Source organism: Acerihabitans sp., assembly GCF_036398755.1.
Classification (GTDB): Bacteria; Pseudomonadota; Gammaproteobacteria; order Enterobacterales; family Enterobacteriaceae; genus Acerihabitans.
Genome location: NZ_DASWOM010000086.1, coordinates 17,550 through 34,786 on the forward strand (window position 1 = coordinate 17,550; position 17,237 = coordinate 34,786).

A 17,237-nucleotide genomic window follows, 5' to 3' on the forward strand; every position below is an offset into this window, starting at 1 on the left:
AACCTCGGCTGTCGCCTTCACAGGCGTCGAATGGTGGCTTTCGCCATAATTTATTAATCTTATCAGTAAGTTAACTGAAAGACAGGCAGTCATTTTACACTATGGCCCCGCGTATAACAATCCATAGTTTAGCGGGCAGGCGCGGCGGAGTGTGAACGCCGCCGTCCGGCCGTCACAGGAAGGGGGTAATATCCCCGACGCCGTCGCGCACCACCGCCGGCGTGTCGTCGGTTAAATCAATAACCGTCGTCGGCTGCTGGCCGAGAAACCCGCCGTGAATCACCAGATCCACCTGCTTGCCCAGATGATCCCGGATCATTTCCGGGTCCGACTCCGCAAAGTCGTTGCCCGGCAGCATCAGCGTGGTCGACATCAACGGCTCGTCCATGGTCTCCAGCAATGCCAGCGCAATGGCGTTGCTCGGCACGCGCAGGCCGATGGTCTTGCGCTTATCGTTCATCAGTCGCCGGGGCACTTCCTTGGTGGCTTTGAGAATAAAGGTATACTTGCCCGGCGTATTGTTTTTCATCAGGCGAAACGCCTGGTTATCGACATGGGCATAGGTGGACAGCTCGGACAGATCGCGGCAGACCAGGGTAAAATTATGGTTGCCGTCCAATTGCCGGATGCGGCAAATACGCTCCATGGCGGTTTTATCCTCCAACCGGCAGCCGAGGGCGTAACCGGAATCGGTGGGATAAACGATCACCGCGCCCTTGCGCAGCAAATCCACGGTCTGGTTAATCAACCGCGGCTGTGGGTTTTCTGGATGAATGGTAAAAAACTGACTCATTGTGACTCCTTAGTGAGATTGACGCGAAGTCCCCGGCAAGCCGCGGTTATCCTTCGGACACGTCCTTTGACACAGTCAGCCGGCAGCGCGGCCAGTCGCGCCATATCGGTTCCACTCCGCCCGGCAGCCAGAGTTTTCTGCCAAGCTCAATCCAGGCGCAGGGCTGGTGAAAATCGGACCCCTGGGAGGCCAGCAGCCCCCGCTCGCGCGCATAGCCCGCAAGCACTGTTTTTTCCTGCGGCGACTGCTGGCACATCGCCACTTCGATACCATCGCCGCCCGCCGCGGTAAAATGGTCCAGCAGGCGCTTAAGCCATTTGGCCGACAGCTGGTAGCGGCCGGGGTGGGCCAGCACCGCCTGTCCGCCGGCCCGGCGGATGGCGTCGTTCGCCTCTTCGATTGTACACCACTGCGGCGGCACGTAGCCGGTATTCCCCTTGGACAGGTATTTCTTGAATACCTTGGCCACGTTATCGGCCGCGCCGATCTCGACCAGGTAACGGGCAAAATGGCCACGCGTGACCAGTTCATCCTGGGCCAGGCCGCTGGCGCCCAGCCAGGCGTCTTTGATGCCGGCGCGCTCCAGCCGCTCGGCGATGGCCCGGGCGCGGGCCAGGCGCTTTTCCCGCTGGGCGGCCAGCAGCGCGTCCATGGCCGGATGCGCGTCGTCGAAACCGAGGCCGACGATATGGATCTCATGGTTTTGCCACTGGGTGGATATTTCCACCCCGGAGACCAGCGTCAGCGGCAGCGCATGGTCGCTGACCGCCCGCCGCGCCGCGCCGAGGCCGGCCACGGTATCGTGATCGGTGACCGCCAGCACGTCGACGCCCATGGCCACGGCGCGCGCCACCAGATCCGCCGGCGACAGCTGCCCATCGGAGGCGGTGGTATGGCTGTGCAGATCGTACAGGGTCAGCAACGATGATTTAACGTAGGTCTCGGTCAACGATAATTACCTTTTAAGATTAACGCTCATATCATAACGTCAAACGTCCCTGAATCGAACCTGTTAAATAATTAACTGTTTTTAAGCGGTGGCTGTTGACATTTCGTTGCTGAACTAGTTTACTAGTACGCATCAGGACAACCAATGAGAATCTGACGATGATAACCTTAACCGTGGTAACGCTTCGCTGGTGGCGCACTTCCCTTTAGCGGGTGGTGTTATCATGCGTCGCTGTCGTCGGACAGAGCAAGATCCCTACTAACCCGCCTCTCAAGCGGGTTTTTTTATGGGTGGTCAACCGGGAATACATTATGCAAGCCACACAACCTCAATTAGAACTACTGCAAGCCACGGCCACCTATCGCGACGATCCTACCGCGATGTTCAACCAGCTTTGCGGCGCCCGTCCGGCCACGTTACTGCTGGAATCGGCCGAAATCGACAGCAAGCAGAACCTGCAAAGCCTGATGGTGCTCGACAGCGCCATGCGCATTACCGCCCTCGGACATAAGGTCCAACTGCACGCGCTGACCGCCAACGGCGCGGCGTTGCTGCCGTTGCTGGACGCCGCGCTGCCGGCCGGGGTCGAGGTTAACGCCCATCCCAGCGGCCGCGAACTGATCTTCCCGGCCGGCGGCAGCGATATGGATGAGGATGCGCGACTGCGCGCCCTGTCGGTATTTGACTGCCTACGCCTGCTGCTGGCGTTGGTGCCCGCGCCGGCGGACCAGCCCGATGCCCTGTTTCTCGGCGGGCTGTTCGCCTATGATCTGGTGGCCGGGTTTGAAACGCTGCCGCAGGTAAGCCAGGGGCAGCGCTGTCCTGATTTCTGCTTCTACCTGGCGGAAACCCTGCTGGTGCTCGATCACCAGCAGCGCACCTGCCGTCTGCAGGGCAGCCTGTTCACCCCCCTGGCCGGCGAAAAACGCCGTCTGCAGGCGCGCATCGAACAGTTGCAGCATCAACTGCAGCAGGCGCCGGGACCCATTCCCCACCAGGTTATCGACAGCATGACCCTGGAAACCGATCGCAGCGATGAGGAGTTCGGCCGCATCGTCACCACCATGCAGCAGGCGATCCGCGCGGGGGAAATCTTCCAGGTGGTGCCGTCCCGGCGCTTTTCGTTACCCTGCCCGTCGCCGCTGGCCGCATACCATACCCTGAAAGAAAGCAACCCCAGTCCCTATATGTTTTTTATGCAGGATAACGACTTCACCCTGTTCGGCGCCTCGCCGGAAAGTTCGCTGAAGTACGATGCCGCCAGCCGGCAGATAGAAATCTATCCCATCGCCGGCTCCCGGCCGCGCGGGCGCAGGGCGGACGGCACGCTCGACCGCGATCTCGACAGCCGCATCGAGCTTGAAATGCGCACCGACCATAAAGAACTGGCCGAACACTTGATGCTGGTGGACCTGGCGCGCAACGATTTGGCGCGCATCTGCGAGCCCGGCAGCCGCTATGTCGCCGATTTGACCAAGGTCGATCGCTACTCCTTTATCATGCACCTGGTTTCGCGGGTGGTCGGCACCCTGCGCGCCGATCTTGACGCGCTGCACGCTTATCGCGCCTGCATGAACATGGGTACCCTGAGCGGCGCGCCCAAGGTGCGGGCCATGCAACTGATTGCCGGGGCCGAAGGCACGCGGCGCGGCAGCTATGGCGGCGCCATCGGCTATTTTACCGGCAGCGGCATGCTCGACACCTGTATCGTCATCCGCTCGGCCTATGTCGAGGACGGCATCGCCACCGTACAGGCCGGCGCCGGCGTGGTACTGGACTCGGTGCCGCAGGCGGAAGCCGATGAAAGCCGCAATAAAGCGCGCGCCGTGCTGCGCGCCATCGCCACCGCGCATCACGCCAGGGAGATATTCTGATGGCTGATATCCTGTTACTCGATAATATCGACTCCTTTACCTACAATCTGGTGGATCAGCTACGCGCCACCGGCCACCGGGTGACGGTGTACCGCAACCAGTTGCCGGCACAGACCATCATCGGGCATCTCAACACCCTGAAAAATCCGATACTGATGCTCTCGCCCGGCCCCGGCACTCCCGCCGCCGCCGGCTGTATGCCGCAACTGCTCAAGCAGCTGCGCGGCCAAATGCCGATTATCGGCATCTGCCTGGGCCACCAGGCGATTGTGGAGGCCTACGGCGGCTACGTCGGCCAGGCGGGTGAAATCCTGCACGGCAAGGCGTCGCTGGTGACCCACGACGGCGCAGGCATGTTCGCCGGCATGCCCAACCCGCTGCCGGTGGCGCGCTACCACTCGCTGGTGGGCAGCGAAATCCCGGCGGGCCTGACGGTCAACGCGCATTTTAACCAGATGGTGATGGCGGTGCGTCATGACGCCGATCGCGTCTGCGGTTTTCAATTCCACCCCGAATCCATCCTGACCACCCAGGGCGCGCGGTTGCTTAACCAAACCCTGGACTGGGCGCTGGCCTGAATCATAGGAACCTGAGCATGCAACAGATATTGGAAAAACTTTACCGGGCCGAGCGCATCAGCCGTCAGGAAAGCGAACAGCTTTTCGGCCTGATTATCCAGGGCGGCCTGGAGCCTGCGCAGCTGGCGGCGGCGCTTATCAGCATGAAAATCCGCGGCGAGCATCCGGATGAAATCGCCGGCGCGGCCACCGCCCTGCTGGCGGATGCCCTGCCGTTCCCGCGTCCTGATTATCCTTTTGCCGATATCGTCGGCACCGGCGGCGACGGCAGCAACAGCATTAATATTTCCACCGCCAGCGCCTTTGTCGCCGCCGCCTGCGGCGTCCGGGTGGCCAAGCACGGCAACCGCAGCGTGTCCAGCCGGTCCGGCTCCTCGGATCTGCTGGCGGCCTTCGGCATCCGCCTCGACATGCCGGCGCAGGCGTCGCGCCAGGCGCTCGACGAGCTGGGGGTGTGTTTTTTATTCGCTCCCCAGTACCATAGCGGCTTTCGCCACGCCATGCCTGTGCGCCAACAGTTGAAAACCCGCACGCTGTTCAACGTGCTGGGGCCGCTTATCAACCCCGCCCGTCCCCCGTTGGCGCTTATCGGCGTCTACAGCCCGGAGCTGGTGCTGCCGATTGCCCAAACGCTGCGGGTACTGGGCTATCGGCGCGCCGCGGTGGTGCACGGCGGCGGCATGGATGAAGTGGCGCTGCACGCGCCGACGCAGGTGGCCGAGCTCAACGAGGGCGAGATTGTCAGCTATCAATTAACCCCGGCGGACTTCGGCCTGCGGGAACAGTCGATGGACGCCCTGCTGGGCGGCGCGCCGGAAGAAAATCGTGACATTTTGGCGCGGTTGCTCCAAGGTAAAGGTGAACATGCCCATGAATTCGCCGTCGCCGCAAACGTAGCGCTGTTATTGAAATTATTCGGTCAGGAAAACCTGCGCGAAAACACCCAACAGGCGCTGGCGGCCATTCGCGGCGGCGGCGCCTATGAACGGGTGGTCGCATTGGCGGCCAGAGGATAAGACATGCGGGATACGGTACTGACAAACATTGTCGCTGATAAAAAATCATGGCTGGCCGAACGTAAGCTGCGCCAGCCGCTGGCCGGCTTCGTCGACGACGTGCGCCCAAGCACCCGTGGCTTCTACCATGCCCTGCAGGGTTCACGCACCGTGTTTATTCTGGAGTGCAAAAAAGCGTCGCCGTCCAAGGGCCTTATCCGCGAGGACTTTGACCCGGCCGCCATCGCCGGGGTGTATAAACATTACGCCGCCGCCATTTCCTGCCTGACCGATGAAAAATACTTCCAGGGCAGTTTCGATTTCCTGCGCCAGATAAGCCAAGTGGTCACCCAGCCGGTGCTGTGCAAGGATTTTATCATCGACCCCTACCAGGTTTACCTGGCCCGTTATCATCAGGCGGACGCTATTTTGCTGATGCTGTCGGTGCTTGACGACGATGCTTACCGCCAGTTGGCCGCCCTGGCGCACAGCCTGGACATGGGCGTGCTCACCGAGGCGATAACCGAAGATGAGTGCCGCCGCGCGCGCGCGTTGGGCGCCCGCGTGGTCGGCATCAACAATCGCGATCTGCGCGATTTATCCATCGATTTAAACCGTACCCGTCGCCTGGCGCCGCTGCTGCCGGGCGTAACGGTGATAAGCGAGTCGGGAATTACCTCCTACCGCCACGTCAGGAAACTGAGCCATTTCGCCAACGGTTTTTTGGTAGGCAGCGCGCTGATGGCCGAACCGGACCTGGACGGCGCGGTGCGCCGGGTACTGCTCGGCGAGAATAAGGTCTGCGGCCTGACGCGTCCCGAGGACGCCGGGGCGGCATATGACGCCGGCGCGCTCTACGGCGGTTTGATTTTTGCGCCCTCGTCGCCAAGACGCGTGGATATTCCCCGCGCCCGCGCGGTGATGGCCGGGGCGCCGCTGCGCTACGTCGGCGTATTCCGCGATGCCCCCATCGCCGAGGCGGCGGGCGCCGCCGCCGCGCTGGGGCTGCATGCCGTGCAGTTGCACGGCGATGAGGACCAGACCTATATCAACGCCCTGCGCCTGGCGCTGCCCGCCGCCTGCCGTATCTGGAAAGCCCTGGATATGCGCCACCATGCGCCGGCGCGGGATTTCAGCCAGGTGGATCGTTATCTGCTCGATAACGGCGGCGGCAGCGGCAAACCGTTCGACTGGTCGCTGTTGGACGGACTTGCGCTTGATAACGTGATGCTGGCCGGCGGGCTGGCGGCGGATAACTGCGTGGCCGCCGCGCAGCTGGGCTGCGTCGGGCTGGACTTCAACTCCGGCGTGGAAAGCGCCCCGGGTATTAAAGATCACCATAAACTGGCTACGGTATTTCAGACGCTGCGCGCCTATTAATCGATTGGCCAGATCAACAAGAGACAGGAACGCATGACACTATTAAATCCCTATTTCGGCGAATTCGGCGGCATGTACGTGCCGCAGATCCTGGTACCGGCGCTGCTGCAGCTGGAGGAAGCCTTTGTCAGCGCGCAAAGCGACCCGGCTTTTCAGGCGGAATTCAGCGATTTATTAACCAATTACGCCGGTCGCCCCACGCCATTGACCCTGTGCCGTAACCTGACCGCCGGCAGCAAGACCAAGCTGTACCTTAAGCGCGAGGATTTGCTGCACGGCGGCGCGCATAAAACCAATCAGGTCCTCGGCCAGGCCCTGCTGGCCAAGCGCATGGGCAAAACCGAAATCATCGCCGAAACCGGCGCCGGCCAGCATGGCGTGGCCTCGGCCCTGGCCTCCGCGCTGCTGGGATTGAAATGCCGCATCTACATGGGCGCCAAGGATATCCAGCGCCAGGAACCCAACGTGTTCCGTATGCGTCTGATGGGGGCGGAAGTGATCCCGGTGCACAGCGGTTCCTCGACGCTGAAAGATGCCTGCAACGAAGCGCTGCGCGACTGGTCCGGCAGCTATGAGCGCGCCCACTATATGTTGGGCACCGCCGCCGGTCCGCATCCGTTCCCAACCATAGTGCGCGAATTCCAGCGCATGATAGGCGAAGAGACCAAGGCGCAGATGCAGGAACGGGAACATTGCCTGCCGGACGCGGTGCTGGCCTGTGTCGGCGGCGGCTCCAACGCCATCGGCATGTTCGCCGATTTTATCGACGAACCCTCGGTGCGCCTTATCGGCGTCGAGCCGGGCGGCCTGGGCATCGAGACCGGCCAGCACGGCGCGTCGCTCAAGCACGGCCGCACCGGCATCTATTTCGGCATGAAATCGCCGATGATGCAGTCGTCGGACGGACAGATCGAGGAGTCCTACTCCATCTCCGCCGGCCTGGATTTCCCGTCCGTGGGCCCGCAGCATGCCTATCTGGACAGTATCGGCCGCGCGGAATACGTCTCGGCCACCGATGAGGAGGCGCTGGACGCGTTCAAAACCCTGTCGCGCCATGAAGGGATTATCCCGGCGCTGGAATCCTCCCACGCACTGGCGCACGCGCTGAAAATGATCAAGGCGGAACCGGAAAAGGAGCAGATCCTGGTAGTCAATCTGTCCGGCCGCGGCGATAAGGATATATTTACCGTGTACGATATTTTAAAAGCGCGAGGAGAAATGTAATGGAACGCTATCAGCAATTGTTTACCACGCTGCACAGCCGTAAAGAAGGCGCGTTCGTGCCTTTCGTCACGCTGGGCGATCCTAATCCCGGCCTGTCGCTGAAAATTATCGATACCTTGATCGAGGCCGGCGCCGACGCGCTGGAGCTGGGAATTCCGTTCTCCGACCCGCTGGCGGACGGCCCCACCATCCAGAACGCCACCCTGCGGGCTTTCGCCGCCGGGGTGACGCCGAGTCAGTGTTTCGAGCTGCTGGCCACCGTCCGGCAGAAATACCCCGCCATACCCATCGGCCTGCTGATGTACGCCAATCTGGTGTATAACAAGGGTATCGACGCGTTTTATGCCCGCTGCGCCGAAGTGGGGGTGGATTCGGTACTGGTGGCCGACGTGCCGCTGGAAGAAAGCCTGCCGTTTCGCACCGCCGCCATGCGCCACGGCGTGGCGCCCATATTTATCTGCCCGCCCAATGCCGATAAGGATCTGCTGCGCGAAATCGCCTCCCACGGCCGCGGTTATACCTATCTCTTATCCCGCGCCGGCGTTACCGGCAGTGAGAACCAGGGCCACCTGCCGCTGGCCCATCTGGTGACGACGCTTACCGAGTTCCATGCCGCGCCGTCGCTGCAGGGCTTTGGTATTTCCGAGCCGTCGCAGGTGCGCGATGCCCTGGCGGCGGGCGCGGCCGGCGCCATTTCCGGCTCGGCCATCGTCAGGATTATCGAGGGCAACCTGGAAAACCCCGCGGCCATGCTGACGCAGCTCAGCGCCTTCGTCAGTAAAATGAAGGCCGCCACGCGCGGCTGATTTGAAAAAAATCATTTTATCCACAACACTCTTAGGGCGGCGTATCTATTATGCCGCCATCCTGTAAGATGCAGGTGACATAATACAAAAAATAATTCAAAACCAAGGAGATAAAATGAAAATCTGGAAATCCCTTACGACGCTTGCAGCAACCGTGGTCCTGGCGGCCATAATGGCCGGGTGCGCGCCGACCGCCAAAACCGAAGGCACCGGCGGGTATATCGACGATACCGTGGTCACCACCAAGGTGAAGGCGCAGCTGCTGGCCGATGACCATCTCAAGGGCACCGAAATCAACGTCGAAACCTTTAAAGGCCGTGTGCAGTTAAGTGGTTTTGTCAGCTCGATGGCCGACGCCAACCGCGCAGTGACCATTACCCGCGGCGTCAAGGGCGTGAAATCGGTGGAAAACGACATCAGCATCAAATAAACAACAGGTCCGGCGGCGTAAACGCCACCGGACCTGTTTCGCTCCAGGGTAAAGAGTCCGCGACGGCCGGTGTCGCCGCCTTTGCCTTAGAACCGATAGCCGACGCCGAACATAAATACCCAGGGGTCGATTTGGCTATGTACCGATTGCTGCTGGCCGCCGGCCTTAAACCGCACATCGGTATCGATATCCATATACCACACCGACATATTGACCAGCCAGTTCTGGTTGAGGTTATAATCCAGCCCCGCCACGCCGGCAATTCCCCATGAGTGCTTGAGGCTTAAATCGCTTAGCCCGGCGTCCTGACCGGTTTGGTTGAAGTGCGCGTCATAAAAGGTCGTGTAGTTGACGCCCACGCCCAGGTAAGGCCGCAGTTTATCCGGGGCCGCGCCAAAGTAATACTCCGCCACCAGGCTTGGGGGCAGGTGTTTTACCGAGGCGATATCGCCGGTGCTTTTCAGGCCGACATGATGCTTGAACGGCGTTGCCGCCAACAGTTCCACACCGATATTATCGGTCACCAGATAGCTGAACGTCAGGCCGAGTTGGGTATTGTTATCCACGTTAAATTCGCCCAGCCCCAGCACGTTATCCGAACTTTCATTCGGCCGCACCGTGGCGCTGCCCGCGCGAACAATCACATCCCCCGCCTGATGCGCCTGCGCCGTTATCGACAGCAGCGCGGCGGCCGCCGCCATGCCTATAACACACTTGTTCATGCCCTGCTCCTTGTTGAGATAATACCTTTGCCTAGCAAAGTTGATTCAGTTCACAAATGTTACTTTGACATATCGTAGGGTAAATTTGAGCTGAACCTTGTTTATCTTGTTTTATACCAAGGGATTGACTTGGTTGAGATTGATCCATATCAACCGAAGCCGAAACGGGTCAAAAAAAATACTTTTGCCCGGGAGGTTGCTTTCCCGCGCGCCGGGCGTAAGTTAACCCACAGGCAAAACAGATTCGGCGCCGGGCAATCGGCGGATGAAACAATGGGCGATAACAGCAATCCTTGCATGAGCTGCGGCGCATGCTGCGCATGGTTCCGCGTCTCCTTTTATTGGGCCGAGGGCGATGACGGCGGCGGTGCCGTGCCCAATGCGTTAACCGAACCCCTTACCCCCTTTTTGCGCTGCATGCGCGGCACCAACGACCGGCGGCCGCGTTGCCACGCCCTGGAAGGGAAAGTAGGCGAGACGGTCCGTTGTACCATTTATGCCGGACGGCCCTCGCCGTGCCGGGAGTTCGCCATGGCCGGGGACGGCGGACGGCCCAACGACGCCTGCGATCGCGCCAGGGCGCATTATGGCCTGCCGCCGCTGTCGCCGTCGGCCGCGCAGGCGCTTAATATGGCGGAAACGCGCCATCATGTTGCGGCGGGGTGCCAACCGGACCGTTAACAGGGTAGAATACCGGGCTGATAATTTAGAACGTTCTGCCAAGGAGCTCTACATGCCAATTATGGCAAGTACCCTGTATCGCGACATGTTGAATTTTACCCGTAACCAGTTCACCGGCATCGTGCTGCTGGCCCTGCTGGCGGCGCTGATAAGCGTGGTGATAGGCCATGCCCTTTCCCCCAGTACCGATCAACTGGTTATCCTGAGCGCCGGTGGTCCCGACATGGCTGATTCAGCCAGCCTGAGCCTGCAGGAACTGGTGCAGCAGATGACGCCGGAACAGCAAAAAGTGCTGTTGAAAGCCTCGGCGGCGGGGACTTTTGCCGGCCTGGTGGGCAACGTGATCCTGGCCGGGGCGCTATTGACCATGATTCGCCTGGTATCCGACCGGCAGCCGGTCAGCGTGCTGCGCGCCATCGGGCTGTCCGCGCCGATCCTGCCCCGCCTGTTGTTATTGATATTTATTACCACGCTGCTGGTGCAACTGGGGTTATTATTGATTGTCATACCCGGAATATTGATAGCCATTGCCTTCAGCATGGCGCCGGTGATTGCCGCCAGCGACAACCTGGGGGTATTCAAGTCCATGCGCCTGAGTAGTAAACTGGCTTTCGCCAACCTGCGGCTGGTTGCCCCGGCGGTCCTGTTATGGCTGCTGGCCAAGGCGGCGGTGTTATTACTGGCGGCGCAGTTTACCCAGGTGTCGTCGGTAGTGGCCGCGGTGCTGCTTAACGGCTTAAGCAACATTATTTCGGCCCTGTTGCTGATTTATCTGTATCGCTTGTATATGCTGCTGCGCCAGGCCTGAAACCATGCCGGCGTCACTTAACCAACCACGGATTTCTTTATGAAGCAGTTTCTTGATTTTCTGCCGTTAGTGGTGTTTTTTGTCTTTTATAAACTGTATGACATCTATATCGCTTCCGGCGCGCTGATTGCCGCGTCGGCGCTGGTGCTGATCTATACCTGGATCCGCTACCGTAAAGTGGAAAAGGTGACCCTGCTGACCTTTATCATGGTCGCCATCTTTGGCTCGCTGACCATGTATTACCATAATGCCGAATTCATAAAATGGAAGGTGACGGTTATCTACGGCCTGTTTGCCATTGCGCTGCTGGTCAGCCAGTTCATGCTGGGCAAACCGCTGATTCAACGCATGCTCGGCAAGGAGCTGACCCTGCCCGCGCGGGTCTGGAACAACCTCAATATCGCCTGGGCGCTGTTTTTCCTGGCCTGCGGCGCGGCGAATATCTATATCGCCTTCTGGCTGCCGCAAAGCGTGTGGGTGAATTTTAAAGTGTTCGGCCTCACCGGCCTGACGCTGGTATTTACCCTCTTAAGCGGCGTGTATGTCTATCGCCATATGACGGAAGAACAAAAAAACTCACGTTGAACCACCGGCCCGCTGCTGGCGGGCCAATGTCAAACCAAGCGGAATCCCCTGATGAGCGACAACCCTTTTTTACCCTCCGGCGAGCTGGTGCTGCGCACGCTGGCGATGCCCGCGGACACCAATGCCAACGGTGATATTTTCGGCGGCTGGCTGATGTCGCAAATGGATATGGGCGGCGCTATCCTTGCCAAGGAGATCGCCGAAGGCCGGGTGGTCACGGTGCGCGTCGACGGCATGACCTTTTTAAAACCGGTGGCGGTGGGGGACGTGGTTTGCTGTTATGCCCGCTGTACCGGCACCGGCACCAGCTCGCTGAATATCAACGTCGAGGTGTGGGTCAAGAAAGTGTCCACCGCGCCTATCGGCCAGCGTTACCGCGCCACCGAGGCGGCCTTCACCTACGTCGCGGTGGATGATGAGGGCAAGGCGCGCCCCCTGCCCGACGGCAAACGCCATTTCGCGCCCGGCGGCGCCTGACTCGCCCTTTATCGACCGGGCGGACGGCATGGCAAAACCTGCCGCGCGCCTGGGGATATCAGACGCGCGGGTAAGGCTTAATGAGTGCTGACGCCCGACAGCTTGAACTGGATGGTAATATTCAGGTTTTTGCCGGGCTTGCCGCTTTCATAGCGCCAGCGGCGAGTAATCTGGCGGATTTCCCGTTCGAACATATTGCGCGGCGTGGCGGATAGGATCGTCAGGTTCTGCACCTGCCCGCTGTCATCCACATCAAACTGGATCTTGACCGTCCCCTCGATATTCAATGCCCTGGCGCGCTCAGGGTAGTTGGGATTGGGCCGGCTAAGCACCTTTGGCCCGGTGTCGGCCACCCTTGCCACCGGAGCCGCGGCCGGCGCGGCAGCGGCGCGCACAGGCGCTTCGGTGGGCATGGACGTCACGGGCGTCGGCTCGGTTTTCGGCTCGACTTTCCTCGGTCGTGGCTTGACCACCTCCTTATGCACCGGCTTGGGATGGGGTTTTGGCTGCTGCACCGGCGCCGGCGGCTCAGGCTCAGGAACGGGTTCCGGCACCGGCTCAGGCTCCGGCTCCGGCGTGGGTGCCGGCACGGGTTGCGGCACCACCTTGGGAGGCTCCACGGGCGGCTGCGGCGGCGCGGCAACCGGCTCCGGCGCCATAAGCGTAACGCTCATCGGCTGATCTACCGCGGTGGGTGCGGTCATCTGGTTAACCGAAGCATATAACAATCCCGCCACCAGCGAGGTATGCAGCCCGACGGACAGGACCAGCGGCCACGAAAATCGACGTGTCGGATTCAAAATAATAAACGCCATATCAACAAAAGTTTCAGTAAGGGTGAGTGTAAATGCAAATAGCAATCATATTCAATAACTCAAAACAAACTCTTGCAGACTAATGAAGATAAACCGGCAATTATCCCTGTCCGGACAACCGTTAGCGTTCAGGGTAAATTTTTCATTGCGCCACGCGGTTCAATGTCATAACGTGAATTACTTGATATGAATCCTCTGTGTTGGGAGTAATGCCCTTGCTCTATGTTATCTATGCTGAAGACGTGCCCGGATCCCTGGAAAAACGCCAATCCGTACGCGCCACCCACGTTGCGCGCTTGCAACTGCTGCGTGATGAGGGCCGTTTACTGACGGCGGGCGCGATGCCGGTGATAGACAGTAACGAACCCGGAGCGGCGGGATTCAGCGGTTCCACCATTATCGCTGAATTTGATTCCCTTGAAGCGGCGCAGGCATGGGCGGATGCCGATCCTTATGTCGCCGCGGGCGTGTATAAGCAGGTCGTGGTGAAACCCTACCGTAAAACCTTCTGATTGCTGATACCTCGCGGGTCGCGCCGTTTTTCCCGGCGCGGGCGTTAACACAAGGTCCACCGCCCGGTGGGCCGCATTGAGTCACGGCAAACTTGCTAATAGTTATATTTATTTATCATTTATCCGCTTTAAGACATATTCCCGGGCATTATTACCGCCCTATTCTTTTCGCCCCGTTTTCCCTGTTAAACGCGGTTATTGTCGAATAAATGCAATGAATATCGCGCCCTGACGGATATAGATTATATTCATGATGCTCTTCGCCAGGTTAAATCCCTCATCTTATCGCTATCCTGGCGCCGGATTATTTCACCGTTTACTTAATAATATTTAATGTTTAACGGTTATCCAGGCGACAGATGCTTTATAACTCTCTAAAACTAAAAGAAATTACCGTGATCACCATAGCATAACATTGCCATTTAGGAATTATCTTAGTACAAAAAATAACCAAAGTTGAATCAGTTGCTTACCGGCCGATCCAGCATAAATATTCACCTCCGGCGCGCCCGGCGGCCAATATCCTATTTGTCGCCGCCGTTAAATTACAATACCGTGTAATTGCTGTACTCCCCGTTAAGAAGTTAACAACCGGAGGTAAGTATGTTTAAGAAAATCTCTATGGCAGTAATAGTAATGTCCGCGGTCGGTTCCAGCGCCGCTTTTGCGGCCGGAGCCGCGGGAACGACTGAAGCGGCCACGCAAAGCGCTTCTGGCGCCGCGACGGCGGCCGATCCGGGGTTTGTCGCCGGTTCGGTGGCCGCCATGGCCTCGGCCAGCGACCCGACGGGAACCGGGACCTCGACCTCGACATCAACGACCACCGCCACACAGTGACTAGACATCATAAGGACAGGGATAATCCTGATTAAAACCGTATACAGGAACTCAAATACGGTAAACCGGCCAAAAGCCGGTTTTTTTATCGCTCTTGTTTACCCAGGATCAAATACCATAGGCCGTGACGGAAAAGAGCAATGAGCGACGCTGCTGTTTTAACTGAAGATGCCGTAAACGCGTCAGATGGCGATAAGTACGCGACTGGGCTTCCACCCATTGGCTACGCCGGCGCTGCGCCTGCCTTAACATGCGCCAGCGACTGACTTCATTTCTGCTTCTTTTCATGACACGAACCGACTCTTACCTGATATCAAGAGCGCCATTATAAACCATTTATCCGGCCTGCCAACCGTCCAACGGCGGTGCGACGGACCGACCAAGGGCCTGCGCGGGGCAAAACAATTTCCTCTTTTCGCCCCTTATGCGTACACTCATGCTTAACGCCTTGCGAACAGGATTTTTCGCCTCTATGACAACTTTTTATACTGTAATCAACTGGCTACTGGTATTCGGCTATTGGTTGCTGATCGCGGGTGTCACCCTGCGGGTGTTAATGAAGCGGCGCGCTGTCCCTTCCGCAATGGCCTGGTTACTGATCATCTATATCCTTCCCCTGGTGGGCATCATTACCTACCTGCTGTTCGGTGAGCTTAATCTGGGCAAGCGCCGCGCGGAGCGGGCCAAGGCCATGTGGCCCTCCACGGCAAACTGGATGCGCGACCTCAAGCAGTGCAAACGCATTTTTGCCACCGAAAACAGCGAAGTCGCCCGTTCGCTGTTTAAACTGTGCGAGCTGCGCCAGGGCATGGGGGGGCTGAAAGGCAACCAGCTGCAGTTGTTGACCGGAACCGAAGACACCCTGAAAGCCCTGATCAAGGATATCGGGCTGGCGCAGACCAATATCGAGATGGTGTTTTACATCTGGCAGGCCGGCGGCCTGGTGGATCAGGTGGCGGAAGCGCTGATGGCGGCCGCCAGGCGCGGCGTGCGCTGCCGCATCATGCTTGATTCCGCCGGCAGCGTCGCGTTTTTTCGCAGCCCCTATCCGGCCATGATGCGCAATGCCGGCGTCGAGGTGGTGGAAACGCTGCACGTCAGCCTGCTGCGGGTGTTCCTACGGCGCATGGATTTACGCCAGCACCGTAAGATGGTGCTGATAGATAACTATATTTCCTATACCGGCAGCATGAACATGGTCGACCCGCGCTATTTCAAACAGGATGCCGGCGTCGGTCAATGGATCGACCTGATGGCCAGGATGGAAGGCCCGGTAACCACCGCCATGGGCATTATCTACTCCTGCGACTGGGAAATAGAAACCGGCCAGCGGGTGCTGCCGCCGCCGCCGGATGTCAATATCATGCCGTTTGAACAGGCGACGGGACATACCATCCAGGTCATCGCCTCCGGTCCCGGTTTCCCGGAAGGCATGATCCACCAGGCCCTGCTGACGTCCATCTACTCCTCGCGGCGGCAATTGATCATGACCACGCCTTATCTGGTGCCGAGCGACGACCTGCTGCACGCCATCTGCACCGCGGCCCAGCGCGGCGTGGACGTGCATATCGTGGTGCCGCGCCATAACGATTCCATGCTGGTGGGCTGGGCCAGCCGGGCCTTTTTCGCCGAACTGCTGGAAGCGGGCGTCAATATCCATCAGTTCGAGGGCGGCCTGCTGCACACCAAAAGCGTACTGGTGGACGAACAGCTCAGCCTGGTCGGCACCGTCAATCTCGATATGCGCAGCCTGTGGCTGAATTTTGAAATTACCCTGGTGATTGACGATGATGATTTCGGCAGCGATCTGGCGCGGGTACAGGAAGACTATATCGCCCGCTCCCGTCTTATCGACCCGCAGGTCTGGGCCAAACGCCCCTACTGGCAGCGTATTGTCGAACGCCTGTTCTACTTTTTCAGTCCATTGCTGTAATTTTACCGAAGGCATGATGTAATAGCGTAAAGCGGATGCGTTGACGCCTTATTGATTCCCACACAGGACCCCGGTTATGGATTTGGACAATCGCCTGACAGATGATGAAACGCTGGAACAGGCTTATGATATTTTTCTGGAGCTGGCGCCGGACAACCTTGACCAGGCCGATCTGATTCTCTTTAACCTGCAGTTTGAACAACGCGGCGCGGCGGAGCTGTTTGACCCGTCGGAAGAGTGGCACCAGCAGGTGGATTTCGATCTCAATCCGGATTTTTTCGCCGAAGTGGTCATCGGCCTCGCGGAGGAAGACGGACAGGAAGTCAACGACGTGTTCGCGCGCATGCTGATCTGCCGTGATAAAGCGGAAAAGATCTGCCATATCCTCTGGAAAGAATAACCTCACAAGCACGCCGGGGCATGTCAGGCCCGCGAACATCTGATTGATCCGGCAATAATGGATATCTGGCGAGGTTCCTGTTGCCTTGGTGAGGTTTCGCTTGCCTTGGTGAGGTTTCGCTTGCCAAACGATCGGTGGTTAAATGTAGCGCCGGTTGCCGGCAAGCGACAAGGAGGCCGTTTCGCGACGGCCTCCTTGACCTCCACGCGCCCGGCAAGTCGCGCGTCGCTGCGCGATGCCCTCCGCCGCCCATGCCCCCGTGATGCACCGGCCCGTTATGCGCTCCCAGCGCAAACGGGCCTTTCGCCGCTCCCGGCGGCTCATGCCGGGGTCATAGGCAACGTCGGCGCGCTTTATGCCGGGACCTATGTCGCTGTTGGCGCCGTATCTTATGCATCAATGGTGGCGCTGTCGCTTAAAACGGCGGTGGTGTTGCTT

18 protein-coding genes, 1 pseudogene and 1 other annotated feature are annotated in these 17,237 nt (G+C 59.2%); of the genes and pseudogenes, 14 read left to right on the plus strand and 5 right to left on the minus strand.

Features of this window, described 5'->3' with window-relative positions:
- Nucleotides 1-172: 172 nt before the first annotated feature.
- Together VGC33_RS14250 and rnm are read right to left on the minus strand one after the other, a co-directional pair.
- Nucleotides 173-793: an L-threonylcarbamoyladenylate synthase gene (locus tag VGC33_RS14250; RefSeq protein WP_331121430.1), complete on the minus strand. Its 621-nt coding sequence runs from the start codon at nucleotides 791-793 to the stop codon at nucleotides 173-175.
- A gap of 46 nt (nucleotides 794-839) precedes the next feature.
- Nucleotides 840-1,742 (minus strand): RNase RNM, encoded by a 903-nt coding sequence (gene rnm / locus VGC33_RS14255; protein ID WP_331121431.1) that lies wholly within the window; start codon nucleotides 1,740-1,742, stop codon nucleotides 840-842.
- A 182-nt stretch (nucleotides 1,743-1,924) separates the two neighbouring features.
- Nucleotides 1,925-2,030: a sequence feature (Trp leader region), on the plus strand.
- A 23-nt stretch (nucleotides 2,031-2,053) separates the two neighbouring features.
- Here rnm and VGC33_RS14260 point away from each other — a divergent pair.
- From VGC33_RS14260 to VGC33_RS14285, 6 genes and pseudogenes are all read left to right on the plus strand, one after another.
- Entirely contained in the window at nucleotides 2,054-3,616 is a 1,563-nt protein-coding gene (locus VGC33_RS14260; protein WP_331121432.1) for an anthranilate synthase component 1, read from the plus strand.
- A pseudogene (trpD, locus tag VGC33_RS14265) lies at nucleotides 3,616-5,210 on the plus strand (bifunctional anthranilate synthase glutamate amidotransferase component TrpG/anthranilate phosphoribosyltransferase TrpD). The gene VGC33_RS14260 and the pseudogene trpD overlap by 1 nt, the downstream one beginning before the upstream one ends.
- 3 nt (nucleotides 5,211-5,213) lie before the next feature.
- Entirely contained in the window at nucleotides 5,214-6,569 is a 1,356-nt protein-coding gene (trpCF, locus tag VGC33_RS14270) for a bifunctional indole-3-glycerol-phosphate synthase TrpC/phosphoribosylanthranilate isomerase TrpF (RefSeq protein WP_331121433.1), read from the plus strand.
- A gap of 33 nt (nucleotides 6,570-6,602) precedes the next feature.
- A complete protein-coding gene (trpB, locus tag VGC33_RS14275; protein ID WP_331121434.1) occupies nucleotides 6,603-7,793 on the plus strand; it encodes a tryptophan synthase subunit beta in 1,191 nt (396 codons plus the stop codon).
- A complete protein-coding gene (gene trpA, locus VGC33_RS14280; RefSeq protein ID WP_331121435.1) occupies nucleotides 7,793-8,599 on the plus strand; it encodes a tryptophan synthase subunit alpha in 807 nt (268 codons plus the stop codon). The genes trpB and trpA overlap by 1 nt, the downstream gene beginning before the upstream one ends.
- Nucleotides 8,600-8,771: 172 nt before the next feature.
- Complete coding sequence (locus VGC33_RS14285; protein ID WP_414636936.1) at nucleotides 8,772-9,029, plus strand: BON domain-containing protein; 258 nt, start codon at nucleotides 8,772-8,774, stop codon at nucleotides 9,027-9,029.
- 86 nt (nucleotides 9,030-9,115) lie between these two features.
- Here the strand turns inward: VGC33_RS14285 and ompW are convergent, their stop codons facing one another.
- Nucleotides 9,116-9,751 carry an outer membrane protein OmpW gene (gene ompW / locus VGC33_RS14290; protein ID WP_331121437.1) on the minus strand — a complete coding sequence of 212 codons (636 nt, stop codon included), beginning with the start codon at nucleotides 9,749-9,751 and terminating at the stop codon, nucleotides 9,116-9,118.
- Between the two features lie 273 nt (nucleotides 9,752-10,024).
- Here ompW and VGC33_RS14295 point away from each other — a divergent pair, with 273 nt between their 5' ends.
- The 4 genes from VGC33_RS14295 to yciA are packed head-to-tail and all read left to right on the plus strand — an operon-like array spanning nucleotide 10,025 to nucleotide 12,302.
- Nucleotides 10,025-10,432, plus strand: a complete 408-nt coding sequence (locus tag VGC33_RS14295; protein ID WP_414636935.1) for a YkgJ family cysteine cluster protein — start codon at nucleotides 10,025-10,027, stop codon at nucleotides 10,430-10,432.
- 52 nt (nucleotides 10,433-10,484) lie between these two features.
- Nucleotides 10,485-11,240: a YciC family protein gene (locus tag VGC33_RS14300; protein WP_331121438.1), complete on the plus strand. Its 756-nt coding sequence runs from the start codon at nucleotides 10,485-10,487 to the stop codon at nucleotides 11,238-11,240.
- A 39-nt stretch (nucleotides 11,241-11,279) separates the two neighbouring features.
- Nucleotides 11,280-11,825 carry a septation protein A gene (locus VGC33_RS14305; RefSeq protein ID WP_331121439.1) on the plus strand — a complete coding sequence of 182 codons (546 nt, stop codon included), beginning with the start codon at nucleotides 11,280-11,282 and terminating at the stop codon, nucleotides 11,823-11,825.
- A gap of 51 nt (nucleotides 11,826-11,876) precedes the next feature.
- Entirely contained in the window at nucleotides 11,877-12,302 is a 426-nt protein-coding gene (yciA, locus tag VGC33_RS14310) for an acyl-CoA thioester hydrolase YciA (RefSeq protein ID WP_331121440.1), read from the plus strand.
- 77 nt (nucleotides 12,303-12,379) lie between these two features.
- On the opposite strand, the gene tolA is transcribed toward yciA, so the two are convergent.
- A complete protein-coding gene (gene tolA, locus VGC33_RS14315) occupies nucleotides 12,380-13,117 on the minus strand; it encodes an energy transducer TonB (RefSeq protein WP_331121441.1) in 738 nt (245 codons plus the stop codon).
- Nucleotides 13,118-13,332: 215 nt separating this feature from the next.
- On the opposite strand from tolA, the gene VGC33_RS14320 reads away from it, so the two are divergent.
- Complete coding sequence (locus tag VGC33_RS14320) at nucleotides 13,333-13,629, plus strand: YciI family protein (RefSeq protein ID WP_331121446.1); 297 nt, start codon at nucleotides 13,333-13,335, stop codon at nucleotides 13,627-13,629.
- 621 nt (nucleotides 13,630-14,250) lie between these two features.
- Nucleotides 14,251-14,466: a hypothetical protein gene (locus tag VGC33_RS14325; RefSeq protein ID WP_331121442.1), complete on the plus strand. Its 216-nt coding sequence runs from the start codon at nucleotides 14,251-14,253 to the stop codon at nucleotides 14,464-14,466.
- A 108-nt stretch (nucleotides 14,467-14,574) separates the two neighbouring features.
- Here VGC33_RS14325 and VGC33_RS14330 read toward each other — a convergent pair whose 3' ends face one another.
- On the minus strand, nucleotides 14,575-14,754 hold the full coding sequence (locus tag VGC33_RS14330; protein ID WP_331121443.1) for a YciY family protein: 180 nt from the start codon (nucleotides 14,752-14,754) through the stop codon (nucleotides 14,575-14,577).
- Between the two features lie 184 nt (nucleotides 14,755-14,938).
- Between VGC33_RS14330 and cls the strand changes: the two genes are divergently transcribed.
- Together cls and VGC33_RS14340 are read left to right on the plus strand one after the other, a co-directional pair.
- Complete coding sequence (gene cls / locus VGC33_RS14335; protein WP_331121444.1) at nucleotides 14,939-16,399, plus strand: cardiolipin synthase; 1,461 nt, start codon at nucleotides 14,939-14,941, stop codon at nucleotides 16,397-16,399.
- 76 nt (nucleotides 16,400-16,475) lie between these two features.
- Nucleotides 16,476-16,799: an HI1450 family dsDNA-mimic protein gene (locus VGC33_RS14340; protein ID WP_331121445.1), complete on the plus strand. Its 324-nt coding sequence runs from the start codon at nucleotides 16,476-16,478 to the stop codon at nucleotides 16,797-16,799.
- Nucleotides 16,800-17,237 lie beyond the last annotated feature (438 nt).